This is a genomic window from Vibrio antiquarius, from assembly GCF_000024825.1.
Taxonomy (GTDB): Bacteria; Pseudomonadota; Gammaproteobacteria; order Enterobacterales; family Vibrionaceae; genus Vibrio; species Vibrio diabolicus.
Window position 1 is genome coordinate 58567 of sequence record NC_013457.1, and the last position, 14261, is coordinate 72827.

At 43.1% G+C, this 14261-nt stretch carries 10 protein-coding genes and 4 tRNA genes; 7 read left to right on the forward strand and 7 right to left on the reverse strand.

Features of this window, described 5'->3' with window-relative positions:
* Positions 1 to 109 precede the first annotated feature (109 nt).
* From VEA_RS15300 to VEA_RS15315, 4 genes are all read right to left on the reverse strand, one after another.
* Complete coding sequence (locus VEA_RS15300) at positions 110 to 418, reverse strand: AzlD family protein (RefSeq protein ID WP_012842209.1); 309 nt, start codon at positions 416 to 418, stop codon at positions 110 to 112.
* Positions 415 to 1146, reverse strand: a complete 732-nt coding sequence (locus tag VEA_RS15305) for an AzlC family ABC transporter permease (protein WP_012842210.1) — start codon at positions 1144 to 1146, stop codon at positions 415 to 417. The genes VEA_RS15300 and VEA_RS15305 overlap by 4 nt, the downstream gene beginning before the upstream one ends.
* Positions 1147 to 1462: 316 nt before the next feature.
* Positions 1463 to 2692 carry an alanine racemase gene (gene alr / locus VEA_RS15310; protein ID WP_012842211.1) on the reverse strand — a complete coding sequence of 410 codons (1230 nt, stop codon included), beginning with the start codon at positions 2690 to 2692 and terminating at the stop codon, positions 1463 to 1465.
* Between the two features lie 200 nt (positions 2693 to 2892).
* Positions 2893 to 4524 (reverse strand): methyl-accepting chemotaxis protein, encoded by a 1632-nt coding sequence (locus VEA_RS15315; protein ID WP_012842212.1) that lies wholly within the window; start codon positions 4522 to 4524, stop codon positions 2893 to 2895.
* Positions 4525 to 5067: 543 nt separating this feature from the next.
* On the opposite strand from VEA_RS15315, the gene VEA_RS15320 reads away from it, so the two are divergent.
* The 4 genes from VEA_RS15320 to VEA_RS15335 all read left to right on the forward strand — a co-directional run bounded on the left by VEA_RS15320 (position 5068) and on the right by VEA_RS15335 (position 7482).
* Positions 5068 to 5154 (forward strand) — tRNA-Leu (locus VEA_RS15320).
* A 37-nt stretch (positions 5155 to 5191) separates the two neighbouring features.
* Positions 5192 to 5265 (forward strand) — tRNA-Cys (locus VEA_RS15325).
* A 308-nt stretch (positions 5266 to 5573) separates the two neighbouring features.
* Positions 5574 to 7097: an alpha-amylase gene (gene amyS, locus VEA_RS15330; RefSeq protein WP_012842213.1), complete on the forward strand. Its 1524-nt coding sequence runs from the start codon at positions 5574 to 5576 to the stop codon at positions 7095 to 7097.
* A gap of 130 nt (positions 7098 to 7227) precedes the next feature.
* A complete protein-coding gene (locus VEA_RS15335) occupies positions 7228 to 7482 on the forward strand; it encodes a hypothetical protein (protein WP_012842214.1) in 255 nt (84 codons plus the stop codon).
* Between the two features lie 74 nt (positions 7483 to 7556).
* Here the strand turns inward: VEA_RS15335 and VEA_RS15340 are convergent, their stop codons facing one another.
* Together VEA_RS15340 and VEA_RS15345 are read right to left on the reverse strand one after the other, a co-directional pair.
* Positions 7557 to 8345: a lipase family protein gene (locus VEA_RS15340; RefSeq protein ID WP_041853062.1), complete on the reverse strand. Its 789-nt coding sequence runs from the start codon at positions 8343 to 8345 to the stop codon at positions 7557 to 7559.
* 68 nt (positions 8346 to 8413) lie between these two features.
* Positions 8414 to 9343, reverse strand: coding sequence for a CHAD domain-containing protein (locus tag VEA_RS15345; protein WP_012842216.1), 930 nt, complete (start codon positions 9341 to 9343; stop codon positions 8414 to 8416).
* A 302-nt stretch (positions 9344 to 9645) separates the two neighbouring features.
* On the opposite strand from VEA_RS15345, the gene VEA_RS15350 reads away from it, so the two are divergent.
* The 3 genes from VEA_RS15350 (at position 9646) to VEA_RS15360 (ending at position 12506) form a co-directional block, all read left to right on the forward strand.
* A tRNA-Leu gene (locus VEA_RS15350) sits at positions 9646 to 9732 on the forward strand.
* Between the two features lie 36 nt (positions 9733 to 9768).
* Positions 9769 to 9842 (forward strand) — tRNA-Cys (locus VEA_RS15355).
* A 981-nt stretch (positions 9843 to 10823) separates the two neighbouring features.
* Positions 10824 to 12506, forward strand: coding sequence for an Ig-like domain-containing protein (locus tag VEA_RS15360; protein WP_012842218.1), 1683 nt, complete (start codon positions 10824 to 10826; stop codon positions 12504 to 12506).
* Between the two features lie 72 nt (positions 12507 to 12578).
* On the opposite strand, the gene VEA_RS15365 is transcribed toward VEA_RS15360, so the two are convergent.
* Positions 12579 to 13865: a hypothetical protein gene (locus VEA_RS15365; protein ID WP_041853064.1), complete on the reverse strand. Its 1287-nt coding sequence runs from the start codon at positions 13863 to 13865 to the stop codon at positions 12579 to 12581.
* Positions 13866 to 14261 lie beyond the last annotated feature (396 nt).

Below are 14261 nucleotides of genomic sequence, written 5' to 3' on the forward strand. Positions count from 1 at the left end.
TCATCGTTAAAATAATGAGCATAAGACAAGCCCTGATGACACTCGTGACATCAGGGCTTCGTGTTTTGGGGCTTTTTATTGATGACTGGTATCGGCGTTGAAACAACGGTTAAAGAGCGCGTACCGCGGCGGCTGCGATGATGCCAGCTGCAATTGCGGGCAGAGGCTTTTTCACGATGAACATGACGACAGCAGTAGAAAAAAGTGCTGCTCTAGCACCGTTATCACCTTCAACCGCTAGTGGGGCTAAAAGGGCAACTAATACGGAACCTGACATCGCAGTGATGAAACGTTGAACCCGTTCGCTAATTGGAATAAATGACATAACATACACTCCGCCCCAGCGGGTTATGAGTGTGACTAACGCCATAGCGATGATGATAAGCAGTGTGCCACCTACGCTCGTTTCGATGTTCATGCTTTTTTCTCCTTCCAACAAGCACCTAAGACTCCACCAGTAATGGCGCCAACCACTACGTGGCTATTCTCTGGTAAATACCAGTACGCCAACATAGAAGAGGCTGCTGCTGTGGCCCAAATCGCAAAGATTCTTAAGTCTTTCGGCCCTGCCACCACCATAGACAGCAGGAAGCATCCCATAACCATATCGAGCCCGAGGCCCACCGGGTCTTTGATTGCGTTACCAAAATAAATGCCGATCCAGGTGCCAACAATCCAAAACGACCACATCGCTAAGCCGCCACCAACAAGCAAGCCAAAACCTGGTTCTTTTCTACCAAATGCATTGAGTGCCATTGCCCAGTTTGCGTCTGATGCTACCAGCATTACGCCGTAACGTTTTGTCGGTGGGAGTTGTCGTAACCATGGATAAAGCGTAGCGCCCATCAAGAGGTGACGAGCATTAATAGCAAATACAGTAATAAGCACTGGAATCAGAGGTACTTCTGCTCCCCACATTTCTAGCGTGGCAAATTGTGAAGCACCGGCGAAGACCAGTGTGCTCATCAACATAGTGGGAAATACATCTAGTCCAGTTTGTACGGCGGCAACACCGAATGCGAGGCCAAATATGACCACAAACATGGACAGAGGTAAAAGTTGAGTGAAACCGTTCCACACGTCGACCCGAGTAAATTCGTGCAACTCAGATGAGGAACGCTGAAGATGTTGAGTATTTTCTGTCATAGAGATACCTAGCCAGCAGGCAAAAAGGGCAGTGCCATATGAATGCGTTTGTTATTCTTTTGTAAACTTCATGTTTAACATCAATTGAAAGGGCTTTCAAACACTAAGTGCTATATAAAAAACAAGTATACCTGAACGATTTTAAGATGAAGGGTTTAGAGGGTTTGTCATTTGCTAGGGCTCAAGGAAAGTAACGCAACGCAAATAGCAAGCTCTGTTCAATTGAGAAGAGCACGGATTGTTACAGATTAGTATATGAGTAGGAAAGCGAGCACGAGGCTCGCTTTTTCGTTCTGTTACGAACAACTGAAAGGGTTTATTTTACGTAGACACGAGGGTTCGCAGCACCCCAAACCGTGTATAGTTCTGGGAAGATGACCTCTGCATGTTTTTCCATTTCTGCTGCCGAAATCGTTTTGCCTTGCTGAGAGCCAAACAGTACAACTTCAGAACCAGGCTCAACATCTTTGATACCTGTAATATCAACCATAGTGGTGTTCATTGAAGCAACACCCGCCACTTTTGCTCGTTGGCCATTGATCAGTACTTCTGCCGTATTGCCCATTTTTCGTGGGTAGCCATCAGAGTAACCAACAGGAATGTTCGCCATTAGGCTTTCTTTGCTCGTTTTGTAGCTGCTGTCGTAACCGACAGTGCTATTTTTTGGCAGATGGTGAACGGATGCCACGCGTGTTTTGAAAGACACGATAGAAGGGTACTCAGGGTTGGTTGGCAGATCACCGTATAAAACGCCACCAGGACGAACCATATCAAGCTGTGCTTCAGAAACATTAAGTGCAGTGTAAGAGTTGGCCACGTGCAGCAAAATATCTTCGCGTTTTAGGCCCGCTTCTTTAATCAGCCATGCAGAGCTGTCTTTGAACGAAGATAACTTTTGACGAACTTCGTCTGCATTGTAGTTAGGGAAATGAGTCATGATGCCAACAATATTAACGCCATCTTGTTGAGCGATTTCTAGCGCTTCTTTCTTGCCCGCTTTTGTTGTCATATCAACGCCATTTCGTCCCATACCACCGTCGTTAAGAGCAAGGTGAACTTTGATTTCTTTATCCGCTTTCTCTGCTAGCTTAGACAGTGCTTTGGCTTGCTCTGCAGTACCAATCAGCTCTTCGATATTTAGGTCGATTGCGGCTTCGATCTCGCCAATATCCGCCGAGCGTACACGCATAAGTTGACCTTTAAAGCCACTGTCGCGAACGGTCTGTGCTTCGGCGTTACTTGCAACGGCAACGCAAGGGATTTGTTGTTCGATAATAGTCGGCATCAGGCCCGCGATGCCATTACCGTATGCGTCGGCTTTCATCACGGCGCAGATTTTCGTTTTGCCATCCATGTGCGACTTGAACTGCTCAATATTATCGCGGAATTGACCTAAGTTTATTTCCAGCCAAGCGTTAGCGCCTTGAACTTGCTCTGCTTTTACTACAGTGTTGCTAATTTGAAGAGGGGCAGCAGTAGCTTGCATCGCAGGAGCAACGGTTGCAGCAGCGATAGTCAGTGATAGTAAGGTTTTATTTAAGCGCATAAAGTCTCCGTACGCGTTTTTTGTATTGGTTATGTTATTGAGTACTTGGGGAAAGTACCTGACGAAGTAAAACGCTCCAAGTAGTGCTTTGGAGCGTTTTTGAAGATCATGATTCAATATACCTAAAATATATCTCAGTGATTGCACTCAATTTGCGCAAATCGAGGTTGATTCAATATCAACTAAGGTATCCACTGAGTTTAACTCAGTTTAAAGCGGCTCATTACATCTTTAAGAGAAATTGACAGCTGGCTTAGCTCACGACAAGCCTGTGCGGTTTGCTCTGAGCCCTGTGATACTTCTTGAGATGCCAAGTGTATGTTTTCAATGCTGCGGTTAAGCTCTTCTGCAACAGAGTCTTGCTGGTTACAAGCCGTGGCGATTTGGGTGCCCATGTCTGAGATATCAGAAATCGAGTGTTCAATGTCGCTCATCAGCTGTTTTGATTGAATGCCTTGCTCTGCACATTCTGAGATACTGGTTCTAGAAAGTTCTGTCGCAGATTTCGCGTCTTTTGCAAGCGATTGTAGCTGTTCAATGATCGACGTAATTTCGCTGGTTGAATCTTGCGTACGGCCTGCAAGCGTTCGAACCTCGTCCGCAACCACGGCAAAACCGCGACCAGACTCACCAGCACGCGCAGCTTCAATGGCTGCATTAAGCGCAAGTAGGTTGGTTTGATCGGCAATGTCACGGATAACATCAACAATAACGTTAATTTTATTCGATTGCTGTTCAAGCTCTGCCACAGTATCGCCCGCAGCACCAATTACGTTTGAAACTTCATGAATCGCATCAACCATGCCTTGCGTTTCACGAACACCGTGTTGTGTACGACGGTTTGCTTCGTTAGCTTGGTTCGCTGAATCTTCAGTATTACGTGCAACATCGGCTACTGCTGCTTTCATTTCTGTCATTGCCGTAGCAATGTGTGTAATTTGCAGTTGTTGATCCTTCATACCAGATGCAGAAATGTCGGAGATTTGATTCATCTCTTCTACCGCACTGCTTAACTGTGTGACCGCAGCAATCACGTTGTCGATAACTTGGCGCAAATCATCTTGCATCTTAGTGGTCGCATCTGCCAGCTCACCTAGCTCGTCATTGCCGATGGCTTTACGATCGATGTCGTTTGATAGGTCACCTGTTGCGATGGCATTTGCTTGCTCGACAACAAGTTTTAGTGGGCCACAAATAAGGCGTGTCAGCACGTACGTCATGCCTACCATGATAAGCAGAATAATCACGTTGCTTGCAATTGACGAGTTACTCAATCCATTTACAGAAGAAAGAATATGAGTTTTGTTACTGTCCATAGCATTTTTAAGTAGACGGATCAGTTCACCGAGCTCAGAGTCAACCGCTTCGAAAGCAGGTAAAGAGTTCGCCAAAATAGGGTGGGCCTTGCTTTTGTCGTTGGCTAGCATCGCTTCGTTGTACTGATCCATAGTGACCAGGTACTTTTTCCACTGACGCATAAGGCGCTGGTAAGTTTGTTGCTCTTCTCCAGGCCAAATCGTTTCACCGTAAGAATCGAGCTCTTTGCTGATCTTTTCACGTTCGCGAATGTTGCTGGCAATTTTGTTTCTGATTTGGTCTGCGTCTTCATAAGTGTATGTCGCAAACTGAGCACGGCGCCAGCGAGACAAGTGATCTCGGATCGAATCTACTCTTTCCATAGCAGGAAGCGTATCATCGGTATAGTTTAAAAGCTCAGATTTAATGCTTTTGAGCTCTGTAGATAAAAATACGCCAAACGCAATGTTGACGATGGCAATGAGTAAAAACGATAGCGATATCTTTTTCGCTATAGAAAGATTCTTGATAGACATTAGTGATATACCTTGTTTTTCTTATGGTGTGTCGCCAAAGTAAACCACGTCCTTATATGTGATATATGTCCATTAAATTACTGCAACGAGTGTAAGCTATCATTATTTATTGATATTTTCGATAATGAATTGAGCTTTTTTTGAAAATAAAAAATGTCAATGATTTTATAAAGGTACGACCACATTCGATGCAAAGTTATCGGTAACAAAATATGATATTGCGTGTGAAACAGTGCCAAGAGTAGGGGCTCCAATTGTTACAGAGCTGAAGAGAGTGGTGACTACGATCCGCGTTAGTCAGGCGTTTACAAGCTAAGCAGTTATGGGCATCAACATGTGTGTGACTTAGAGTTGATGAAAGCTAACGAGTGTTTCTTGGCCTAATTGAATGCCAATTGTACCGTCTGGATCGCTTTTTAAGCACTTAAATCAAAAAGATAAAATTTATTGTTGACCAGATAAATTAATCCGTTAAAGTACGCCTCGTTCTCACGGCAAAGGTCGCTGAGACAGATGGTGTCTAACCCATCGCATGATTGCGTTGCCCTGGTGGTGGAATTGGTAGACACAAGGGATTTAAAATCCCTCGGCGTTCGCGCTGTGCCGGTTCAAGTCCGGCCCGGGGCACCATCAAAATCTTTGGTAACAGAGATATAAAAATCAGAAAGGCGCCTTGGCAGAGTGGCTATGCAGCGGATTGCAAATCCGTGGACCTCGGTTCGACTCCGGGAGGCGCCTCCACTATTTCGAAAGCCAGTCTTAAATGACTGGCTTTCTTCGTTTTAAATCCATCAATCTATACTCGTTCACGCTTCTCTAAATTCCTCCCATGTTTTGATCACCATTCAATATTTTCAATGCGCTAGTCATTGATTTTATAAATGTTAAATAACTCAATAATTGTATAGGGTGATTGGTGCTAATTTCTCTTCGATTGTAATCCGAACTTTTTGTATCACAGGCAGCAACTTGGCTAGCGTGACCGTTGGCAATGCTTGGTGTGTATGAGCAGAAAGGAGGATTTTAGTCCTTAACGTGAGAGAAAAATAATGAAAACATTTAAATTAAAACGCACTATTTTACCTTTAACCTTGTTGCTAAGTTCATCTGCATTGGCTGCTGGGAATGGCACAATGATGCAGTATTTCCATTGGTATGTGCCTAACGATGGCACACTGTGGACTCAAGTGGAAAATAACGCTCCAACGCTAGCAGAAAACGGATTCACAGCGCTCTGGCTACCACCTGCATACAAAGGAGCGGGTGGCAGTAATGATGTCGGCTACGGCGTTTATGACATGTACGACTTGGGAGAGTTTGATCAAAAAGGATCAGTGCGCACCAAATACGGCACGAAAGATCAGTATCTTAGCGCTATCAATGCCGCTCACAACAACAATATCCAGGTTTATGGTGACGTGGTGTTTAACCACCGTGGTGGTGCGGATGGAAAATCTTGGGTTGATACTAAGCGGGTAGATTGGAACAACCGCAACATTGAACTTGGCGATAAATGGATTGAAGCGTGGGTGGAGTTTGATTTCCCTGGACGCAACGACAAGTACTCTAACTTCCATTGGACTTGGTACCATTTTGATGGCGTGGACTGGGACGATGCAGGTAAAGAAAAAGCCATCTTTAAGTTCAAAGGTGAAGGTAAGGCATGGGATTGGGAAGTCAGTTCTGAAAAGGGGAATTACGACTACCTTATGTATGCTGACTTAGACATGGATCATCCTGAAGTTAAACAAGAACTGAAAGATTGGGGTGAGTGGTACATCAACATGACTGGTGTTGATGGCTTTAGAATGGATGCGGTGAAGCACATCAAATACCAATATCTTCAAGAATGGATTGATCACCTACGTTGGAAAACAGGGAAAGAACTATTCACGGTCGGAGAGTACTGGAACTACGATGTGAATCAGCTGCATAACTTTATCACCAAAACTTCTGGCAGCATGTCTCTATTCGACGCACCGTTACATATGAACTTCTACAATGCGTCTAAATCGGGTGGTAGCTACGATATGCGTCAAATCATGGATGGTACGCTGATGAAGGACAATCCAGTCAAAGCGGTAACCTTAGTAGAAAACCATGATACTCAACCTTTGCAGGCGTTGGAGTCGACGGTTGATTGGTGGTTTAAGCCGCTCGCTTACGCGTTTATCTTATTGCGTGAAGAAGGTTATCCATCCGTGTTTTATGCAGATTACTACGGCGCGCAGTACAGTGATAAAGGGCATGACATCAATATGGTCAAAGTGCCTTACATCGAAGAGCTCGTAACACTGCGTAAAGACTATGCGTATGGCAAACAACATTCTTATCTCGACCATTGGGATGTAATTGGCTGGACTCGCGAGGGCGATGCAGAACATCCACATTCAATGGCAGTGATCATGAGTGATGGACCAGGTGGCTCGAAGTGGATGTTTACGGGCAAGCCAAGTACACGCTATGTCGACAAGTTGGGCATCCGAACTGAGGACGTTTGGACAGATGCGAACGGGTGGGCTGAGTTCCCTGTAAATGGTGGATCTGTCTCGGTTTGGGTTAGCGTTGAGTAATCCATTCTTGTGATTTTGATACAGAACAGGCAAATTTTGATGAAACTTTGCAGTGAATCAATACGTTATTTGATATTCATATAACAAATGAGTAACTTGTATTTGAGCATTATCTAGAGGAAGATGAAGAATGGAATCTATTGCTGATGTATTGGTTGTGGCTATTGTGTTCGGTGCCATATTTGGGGGCGGGATAATTAAGTTAATCTTGAATCATCGTAAAGAAGTAAGAGCCTTGGAGATATCTGAACGTAATACAATGAGCCAAGAAGAACAAGATAACCTTAACAAGCAAATTGGTGACTTGAAGCGACGCGTTGAAGTGTTAGAGCGCATAGTCACAGATAGCAAATATCAACTTGAAAAAGAAATTGCCTCTCTGTAATTCACCACAAAAACGTAAAGCCGGCTAATTCCGGCTTTTTAGTGCCTGTACATCATAGTTTTAGGGTACTTAGCTCAGCGTTCGTCAAAGAAGTCTTTATCGCGGATGTATTTACTCATAAAGTGATAAGAGAATGGTCGCATCAACCAACTAAATAGAGAACGTCCAAGTCGAATGAACGTTGGCGTATTCTCGTATATTTTCCCATTATACAACCATAGCATTTTGCCTACATGCCAATAGAGAAAAGGCACTGGCGGCATGAATGTCACGATGTCGATATCGCAACAAATCCGGTAAGTTTTGTGCCCCAAACGATAGCGTTTTTTGAAGGTCCAATCTCCAACTGCGGGCTGACCGAAAGTCACAACGCGTTTAATGCTCTTTGGGTATTTTTTCTCTATATAATCGGCAAAAACACTGCCAATCGCGCCACCTGAAGAGTGACCAGTAATGGTGATTCTTTTTCCCTTAAGAATGAGCGGTACAACGATACCTTCGAGGCGCTCGATCACGGTCAACCCCAACCGATCTTCATTTCGGCTCGGTAAACTTTCTTGAAAAAGAAGATGATAGAAACCCGCGTGAATGCGGTAATTCAGCCCCAACCTTCGACAACTTCTCGTCCACATCGCGAAGTTTAACAACCAATCACTGATACTGTGTGAGCCTTTAATCACTACGACCACTTCATTCTGTTTTTTACTCCAGAGCACGCGAATCATAATCTTACCGTGTTCATTTCTAATGACTCGTTGCCCATTAGGATCGAATCCGTATTGAGTTTGTCTGAAGACGCGAGGATAGGCGAGATTACAGAGTACGGCATAGCGCTCATATTGGTATCGTTTTAATGGTTTCACGTTATCTTTCTTTATGGAGCCTAACGACTGACTGTAATTAATGAATATTAAAAATACGTGAACCTAGGTTAGTGCTGGTAGAGACTTTGTGTGTTGGTATCGTGGATGAAAGCCTCAAATTGGTCTAATTGCGTTAAGATGGTCTGGCGCGAAGTATCGTGATGTTCACTAAGCACGTTAATTAGCTTTTTCAAAGCCTTACGATCTTGTTTATTGAGGTTTACTGCCTCTTTGAGCTGTGTGAAAAATTCAATTTGACTTGAAGTGTCGTTAAAATCACCGAGCTTGTCTTGTAATAGTTTTAATTGTTTCACGTTGTTTTTGTGCTGTGGGGAAGGGTAGAGTGCGGAAAACCCTTCTAACAAATAACGCAGCGCTTTGCACTTTATCCTCATTGAGTGGATCACGCTGTCACGACTTTTGTCCGAGATCTTGCGCCGTGCTTTGTCGACCTTTTTAAATTGTTCGGAGACTTTTTGGCTTGCGAAGAGTAACGCAGGTACGTTGTTATCCACTCGTTCGTGTTGTGTACTTCGCAGCAGACTATTCCTAACCAAAGTGCAGTGCATAGTGTATTCTTTTGTCGCTAGCCAACGCGCAACTTTTGCTTGTTCGTAAGCACGTTCGGATTCTATAAAGCCAAAAAGCGGCTCAAGAGAGGGTTTGTGGTTTGGGAGCATTTCAATGTATTGGCTTTTGTCCAAGATAAATACGTCTAAATCACGCAGCTTATTTGTTTTCTTCATCATTATTTTTAAATGAGGTTTCAAAATACGCTGTTCAAAAGGAGGTATCAATTCGTGAAGTAGCAAGCATAGTGAGCGTATGCGCCTCAGTGTGACGCGATACTGGTGTGTATATTCAGGGTCCAAGTCATGGACGATCCCCTGTTCCAGAGAGCGTGCATAATCAAATTCAGTAAGTAAGAAGTAGGGCACTACGAAGTCGAGTTCGGAATCAGTATGTAGCGGTAATTGAAATGATGACTTTCGAAACATGATGAGCGCTTATTTGTCCCCTGCAGTACGAATTAAGTTTATACCCATACTGTCAATTTGTGCGACTTGTCGATTCCTCGTTGACATTAAGTGATGAAGCAAAGTAAACGAGAGCAAAACACGCTGATGTTCTTGTGAGCAAAATGATCGCCCTTTGTTCGTTTGAGTTGGCTTTTTAACCATTTGAATAAAAAAGACTAATTTTTTTGTTGACCAGATAAATTAATCCGTTAAAGTACGCCTCGTTCTCACGGCAAAGGCCGCTGAGACAGATGGTGTCTAACCCATCGCATGATTGCGTTGCCCTGGTGGTGGAATTGGTAGACACAAGGGATTTAAAATCCCTCGGCGTTCGCGCTGTGCCGGTTCAAGTCCGGCCCGGGGCACCATCAAAATCTTTGGTATCAGAGATACAAAATCAGAAAGGCGCCTTGGCAGAGTGGCTATGCAGCGGATTGCAAATCCGTGGACCTCGGTTCGACTCCGGGAGGCGCCTCCACTATTTCTAAAAACCGGCCTTGTGCCGGTTTTTTACTATCTGGTATTGTCAAACTATTCTAATACACATTTATTATTGAATAATTAATTTTTGTACAAATACCAACCTCAATTATCAGTTAATCACCCTTTAACTGGTTTTCCTGAATTGCTATCTATAGCGTTATATTATCAATGTGATTTTAGTTCAATATTGAAAATAAAGTTGCACATATATCCTGCTTGTTTCTCTATATGTCTCTAGTTGATATTGCACTGTATCGCTCAGTCTGTCTTTTAATCGAGTATAAAACTAGGTGAGCAAAAAACTTTTCACCACTTTAATTTAACGTAAATTTAACAATTAAAGATGGATAATATTACTCAAGAGTTGTTGAGGTATATTATTCGAATGACTCGTTATTAAGTTAATGAATTTAAAGGTTATAATTTCATGCGATGAAATTGAGGTTGTTTTAGTTCAATTTCTACTTGTTTGATTTTTAATGATTTAAATTAGCTGTAGTGCAAGTGATTTATTAAAGTCATTGTTGAATACAAAGGTTGTTCATATAAAACAATCATAAGGTTATTTTAAGTAACTGACAAAAATGGAAAAATTTATTATTACACAAACTTAACCTAAATTACTTATCGCTCTGGTTGAATTTTGACCGGTTGCTTTGCTATGATTCCGGCTCTTATATTTTTGGTGGTTATATTTTTATAACCATGTTGATGTATATAGGAATATATTTGGCTTTATAGGCTAGGGCATTTTATTGCCTAAAATTTATATTATTTTACCCTACCATTTCTGCTTATATTGGCGGGAAGGTGAACAGTTATTAATTTAAAATTAGGTGAAGCAGTGATAAAAAATATTAAAATAAATAGAACAATCCTAAATAAAGGGTTGTCATTTTTATTAGTAATATTCGCTTGTTTACAGAGCATCCATTACGCCAGTGCAGCAGGAAGTACGACGGGACAGCAAAATACATTGGTTATCCTGCTGAACTTCAAAGAAAACCCAAATGAGCAGCCATTAACTTTGTCAGAGGCAAATAATCTAATCTTTGGCACAGTGAATGACTTCTACCGTGAAAGCTCTTTTGATCAAATGTGGCTGTCTGGGAAAGTCGTAGGTTGGTTTAATTTGCCGTTGTCTAATCAGGTTTGTGATTTTACCGCTGTTCAAGATGCAGCGGATCAAGAAGCCATCGCTGCGGGAGTGAAGCTTGAAGAGTACGATCGTATTGTTTACTTGATGACAAAAACGGCATGTGGTGTCGCTGGATCCGCAACTATTGATGGCATGCCTTCACGCGCGCACATCAATGGTGATTTTTCTCCGATGAATATCGCTCATGAGCTTGGACATAACTTTGGTTTGCATCACTCTCGTGCTCTTGATTGTGGCGAGCATACGCTTTCAGACAACTGTACGTTGCGTGAATACGGTGATACCTATGATGTAATGGGTGGTCCAGACATCGGCTATTTGAATACTTTCCAGCGCGAGCGACTAGGATGGCTAGAGGGAGAGCACGCCTCAAAGACACTGGAAGTTACTCAAAATGGTACTTACTCCATCGCGAATTACGAGACGACTAGTGATCAGCCAGTTACGATAAAAGTACCTCGTGGTACTGATCCTTCTACAGGTGCAAAAAAATGGTTTTACATTGAATACCGCCAGTCTATTGGGTTTGACGACTTTTTAGATGCTCGTTCTTACTCGTTCTATCGTGGGGACGTTACGGATGGCATCATCATTCGAAGCGCTGTAGAAGGCGATGGGCGCAGCAGTAATCTGCTTCACTTTAAAACTGATTCTGAATATCGTGCGGTTTTTGGCCGAAATGACTGGTTTGACCCATCTATGCCGGTCGGTGGTAGCTATACTGACCCAGACTCAGGTGTAACATTGAGTTTGGTGAGTGCAGCGAACGGCATCGCCGAAGTAAGCGTTGTCTTTGATGGCTCTGACAACGGTAATATCGGGACTTGTACTGTAAATGCTCCATCAGTGACTGCGAAAGCTGCAACAAACAACTCGGTTGCAGCCGGCGATGAGGTTCAATATCAGGTCACTATTACTAACAAAGATAGTGCAGATTGTTCTGCGAGCAGTTTTTCTGTAAACGCGTCAGTGCCAACTGGTTGGAAAGCAAGCAGCAATGCAATCACGCTAGCAGCAGGTGAAACCGGACAAGTAATGATATCAGTCGTATCTTCGGTGGACGCTAGTGATAAAGACTATGCTTTGAATATGATCGTGACGCACGGCGAGGACTCAAGTCTGCAAACCGCAGCATCCGTAAATTACTCTGTAACCACTGAAATCTCGCCATCACCAGAGCTCGTTGCTGTTGATGATCAGGTGACTATGTCTTCGAAACAGTCGGTGATTATCGATGTGATGGCAAACGATGTTGTTGGAGAGCAAAACTCTGCAAGCGTGGTTTCTTTTACTAGACCAAGCAAGGGGCGACTAGAGCTGTTATCAGATGGCACCCTGCGTTACACACCTGAGAAGAAATTCAAAAATAACGACAGCTTTACCTATACCATAGGTGATGGTCAAAGCAGCTCGACCGCTCAGGTCTCAGTGAAGTTAGAGTCTTCATCTGGTGGAGATTCTGGCAACTCTGGTAACAATGGGAAAGGTAAGAATAAATAGAACGATATAGTTCGAAAGAAAACGCCTGACGAGTTAACGTCAGGCGTTGTTTTATTAAGTTGTAAGTAGACCTTATTCAGGGCAGCTAACAGGCTCTGGACAAGTTGGACATAGCGTACATTCTGCAGACGCTGTTATCGCTTCTACGACAACATTACCGAAGATAGTTTCACCACTCGCATCCACAGTATCTGTAAACGCTCTGACTTCTTCACCCGGTAATGGAAGGCCTTCACCATCTCCTGGGATTGGCTCGTAGTTACCAGTAAAGTCGTAACACTCAGCAGGCGCAAGCATACCAACCTGGATTGGATTCGAGTCTTTGTTGTCGATTACGACAATGCCGTCAATGGTGACATTGGAGGTATTACATACACTACCACTGTAATTGACTTGAAGACCGTATTCATTAATACCAGTATCTTCAAATCGATTCACGACGACGACACTACAGTCTTTCTCTAGAGACAATGAACCAGGGATGTTTTGGCTTGGGCATTCCCAATCTGCGTTGTCAGAAACCGCAACACCACCACCAGTTTCAAGTGCTGCGCTTACTTCTGCGTAGTTAGTGATACCGTTTTGGTCAATAATAAACGAACCATTAAACTCTTGCGTTTGTCCGACGGCGAGCATCGCTAAATTGAACACATGGTCACCGGCAGCCATATCGTTGTCAACGGCTGTAGTGTCTGTTGCCACAACATCATACAATGCAAAGTCACCGGTGTTTTCTACAGTGAGTTTATAGTTGTATTTCAAAGTGTTACCATTGACAACATCACCAAATGTACAAGTTTTAGTGATTTTAATGTCTGGTACGCCTGGTGTGTAACAGAATGAAATATGACTTAAGCCATAGTATCTACCATTGTTACCCACAGGTGCATGTAGTAAGGCATCATCTTGATACAATAATCCATCTGTAAAGTAGTTATATAGGTTTCCGTCAGGACCACCTTTTACGAAGATAGCTTGCATAATCACAGGGCTATCACCTTGATCCCAACTGAAGGTTTTTGCCCCAGGTTGTTGATCAATAACCACTTCAAGCATGCCATCACCGAAAGTGCCGTCTGTAACTGGCTCAAGCTTGTATTCTATCAAACCATCGATCCCTGGAAGTAATTGTTGACAGGTGTTATTCCCTTCAACAAATATTGGTTGCACGCCTCGGCTTGAAGGGTCGCCAGCGGATGCGTAAACAATTTGAGAGCTCAGCACTAAGCTAACCGCTATGACCCAAGTAAACAGCTTAAACATGCTACTGATATTGATCGCTGTAAGTATATTCTGGCTACATAAAGTGGAACAACGGTAACTCTTATTGCCCCACCAAGAGTTAAATATGGTTTTCATAAAACCTCCTTGTGTAAGTGGGCTCGCTACGTCCTTGAGCCCACATACGTGATAGTTTTCTCACAGAGTTAAACTGCGCCAGTTGACTAGCATAGAGTGTTCCATGTTTAACCTTTTGTATTTGTTGATTATTTTTTATTTTTGTACAGATGGGTGAACAGTTTGTTTATATTTTCATAAATGGTTGAGCTAAAACTTATTCGCTAAACGACTGAATATGTTTTAGTTAAATGAGTATTCAATTAGATGTGTAAAGGATGTAACACTATGCAAACAGGTGTTACACATCACCTTCACATTAGTTGGAGCAAGTGAGTAAGCGTCTATTTCATATTCATAGTGGACAGTTTCAATACCGTCGCTTTTGCGCATCTGTCACAGGTGTAAACAATAAAG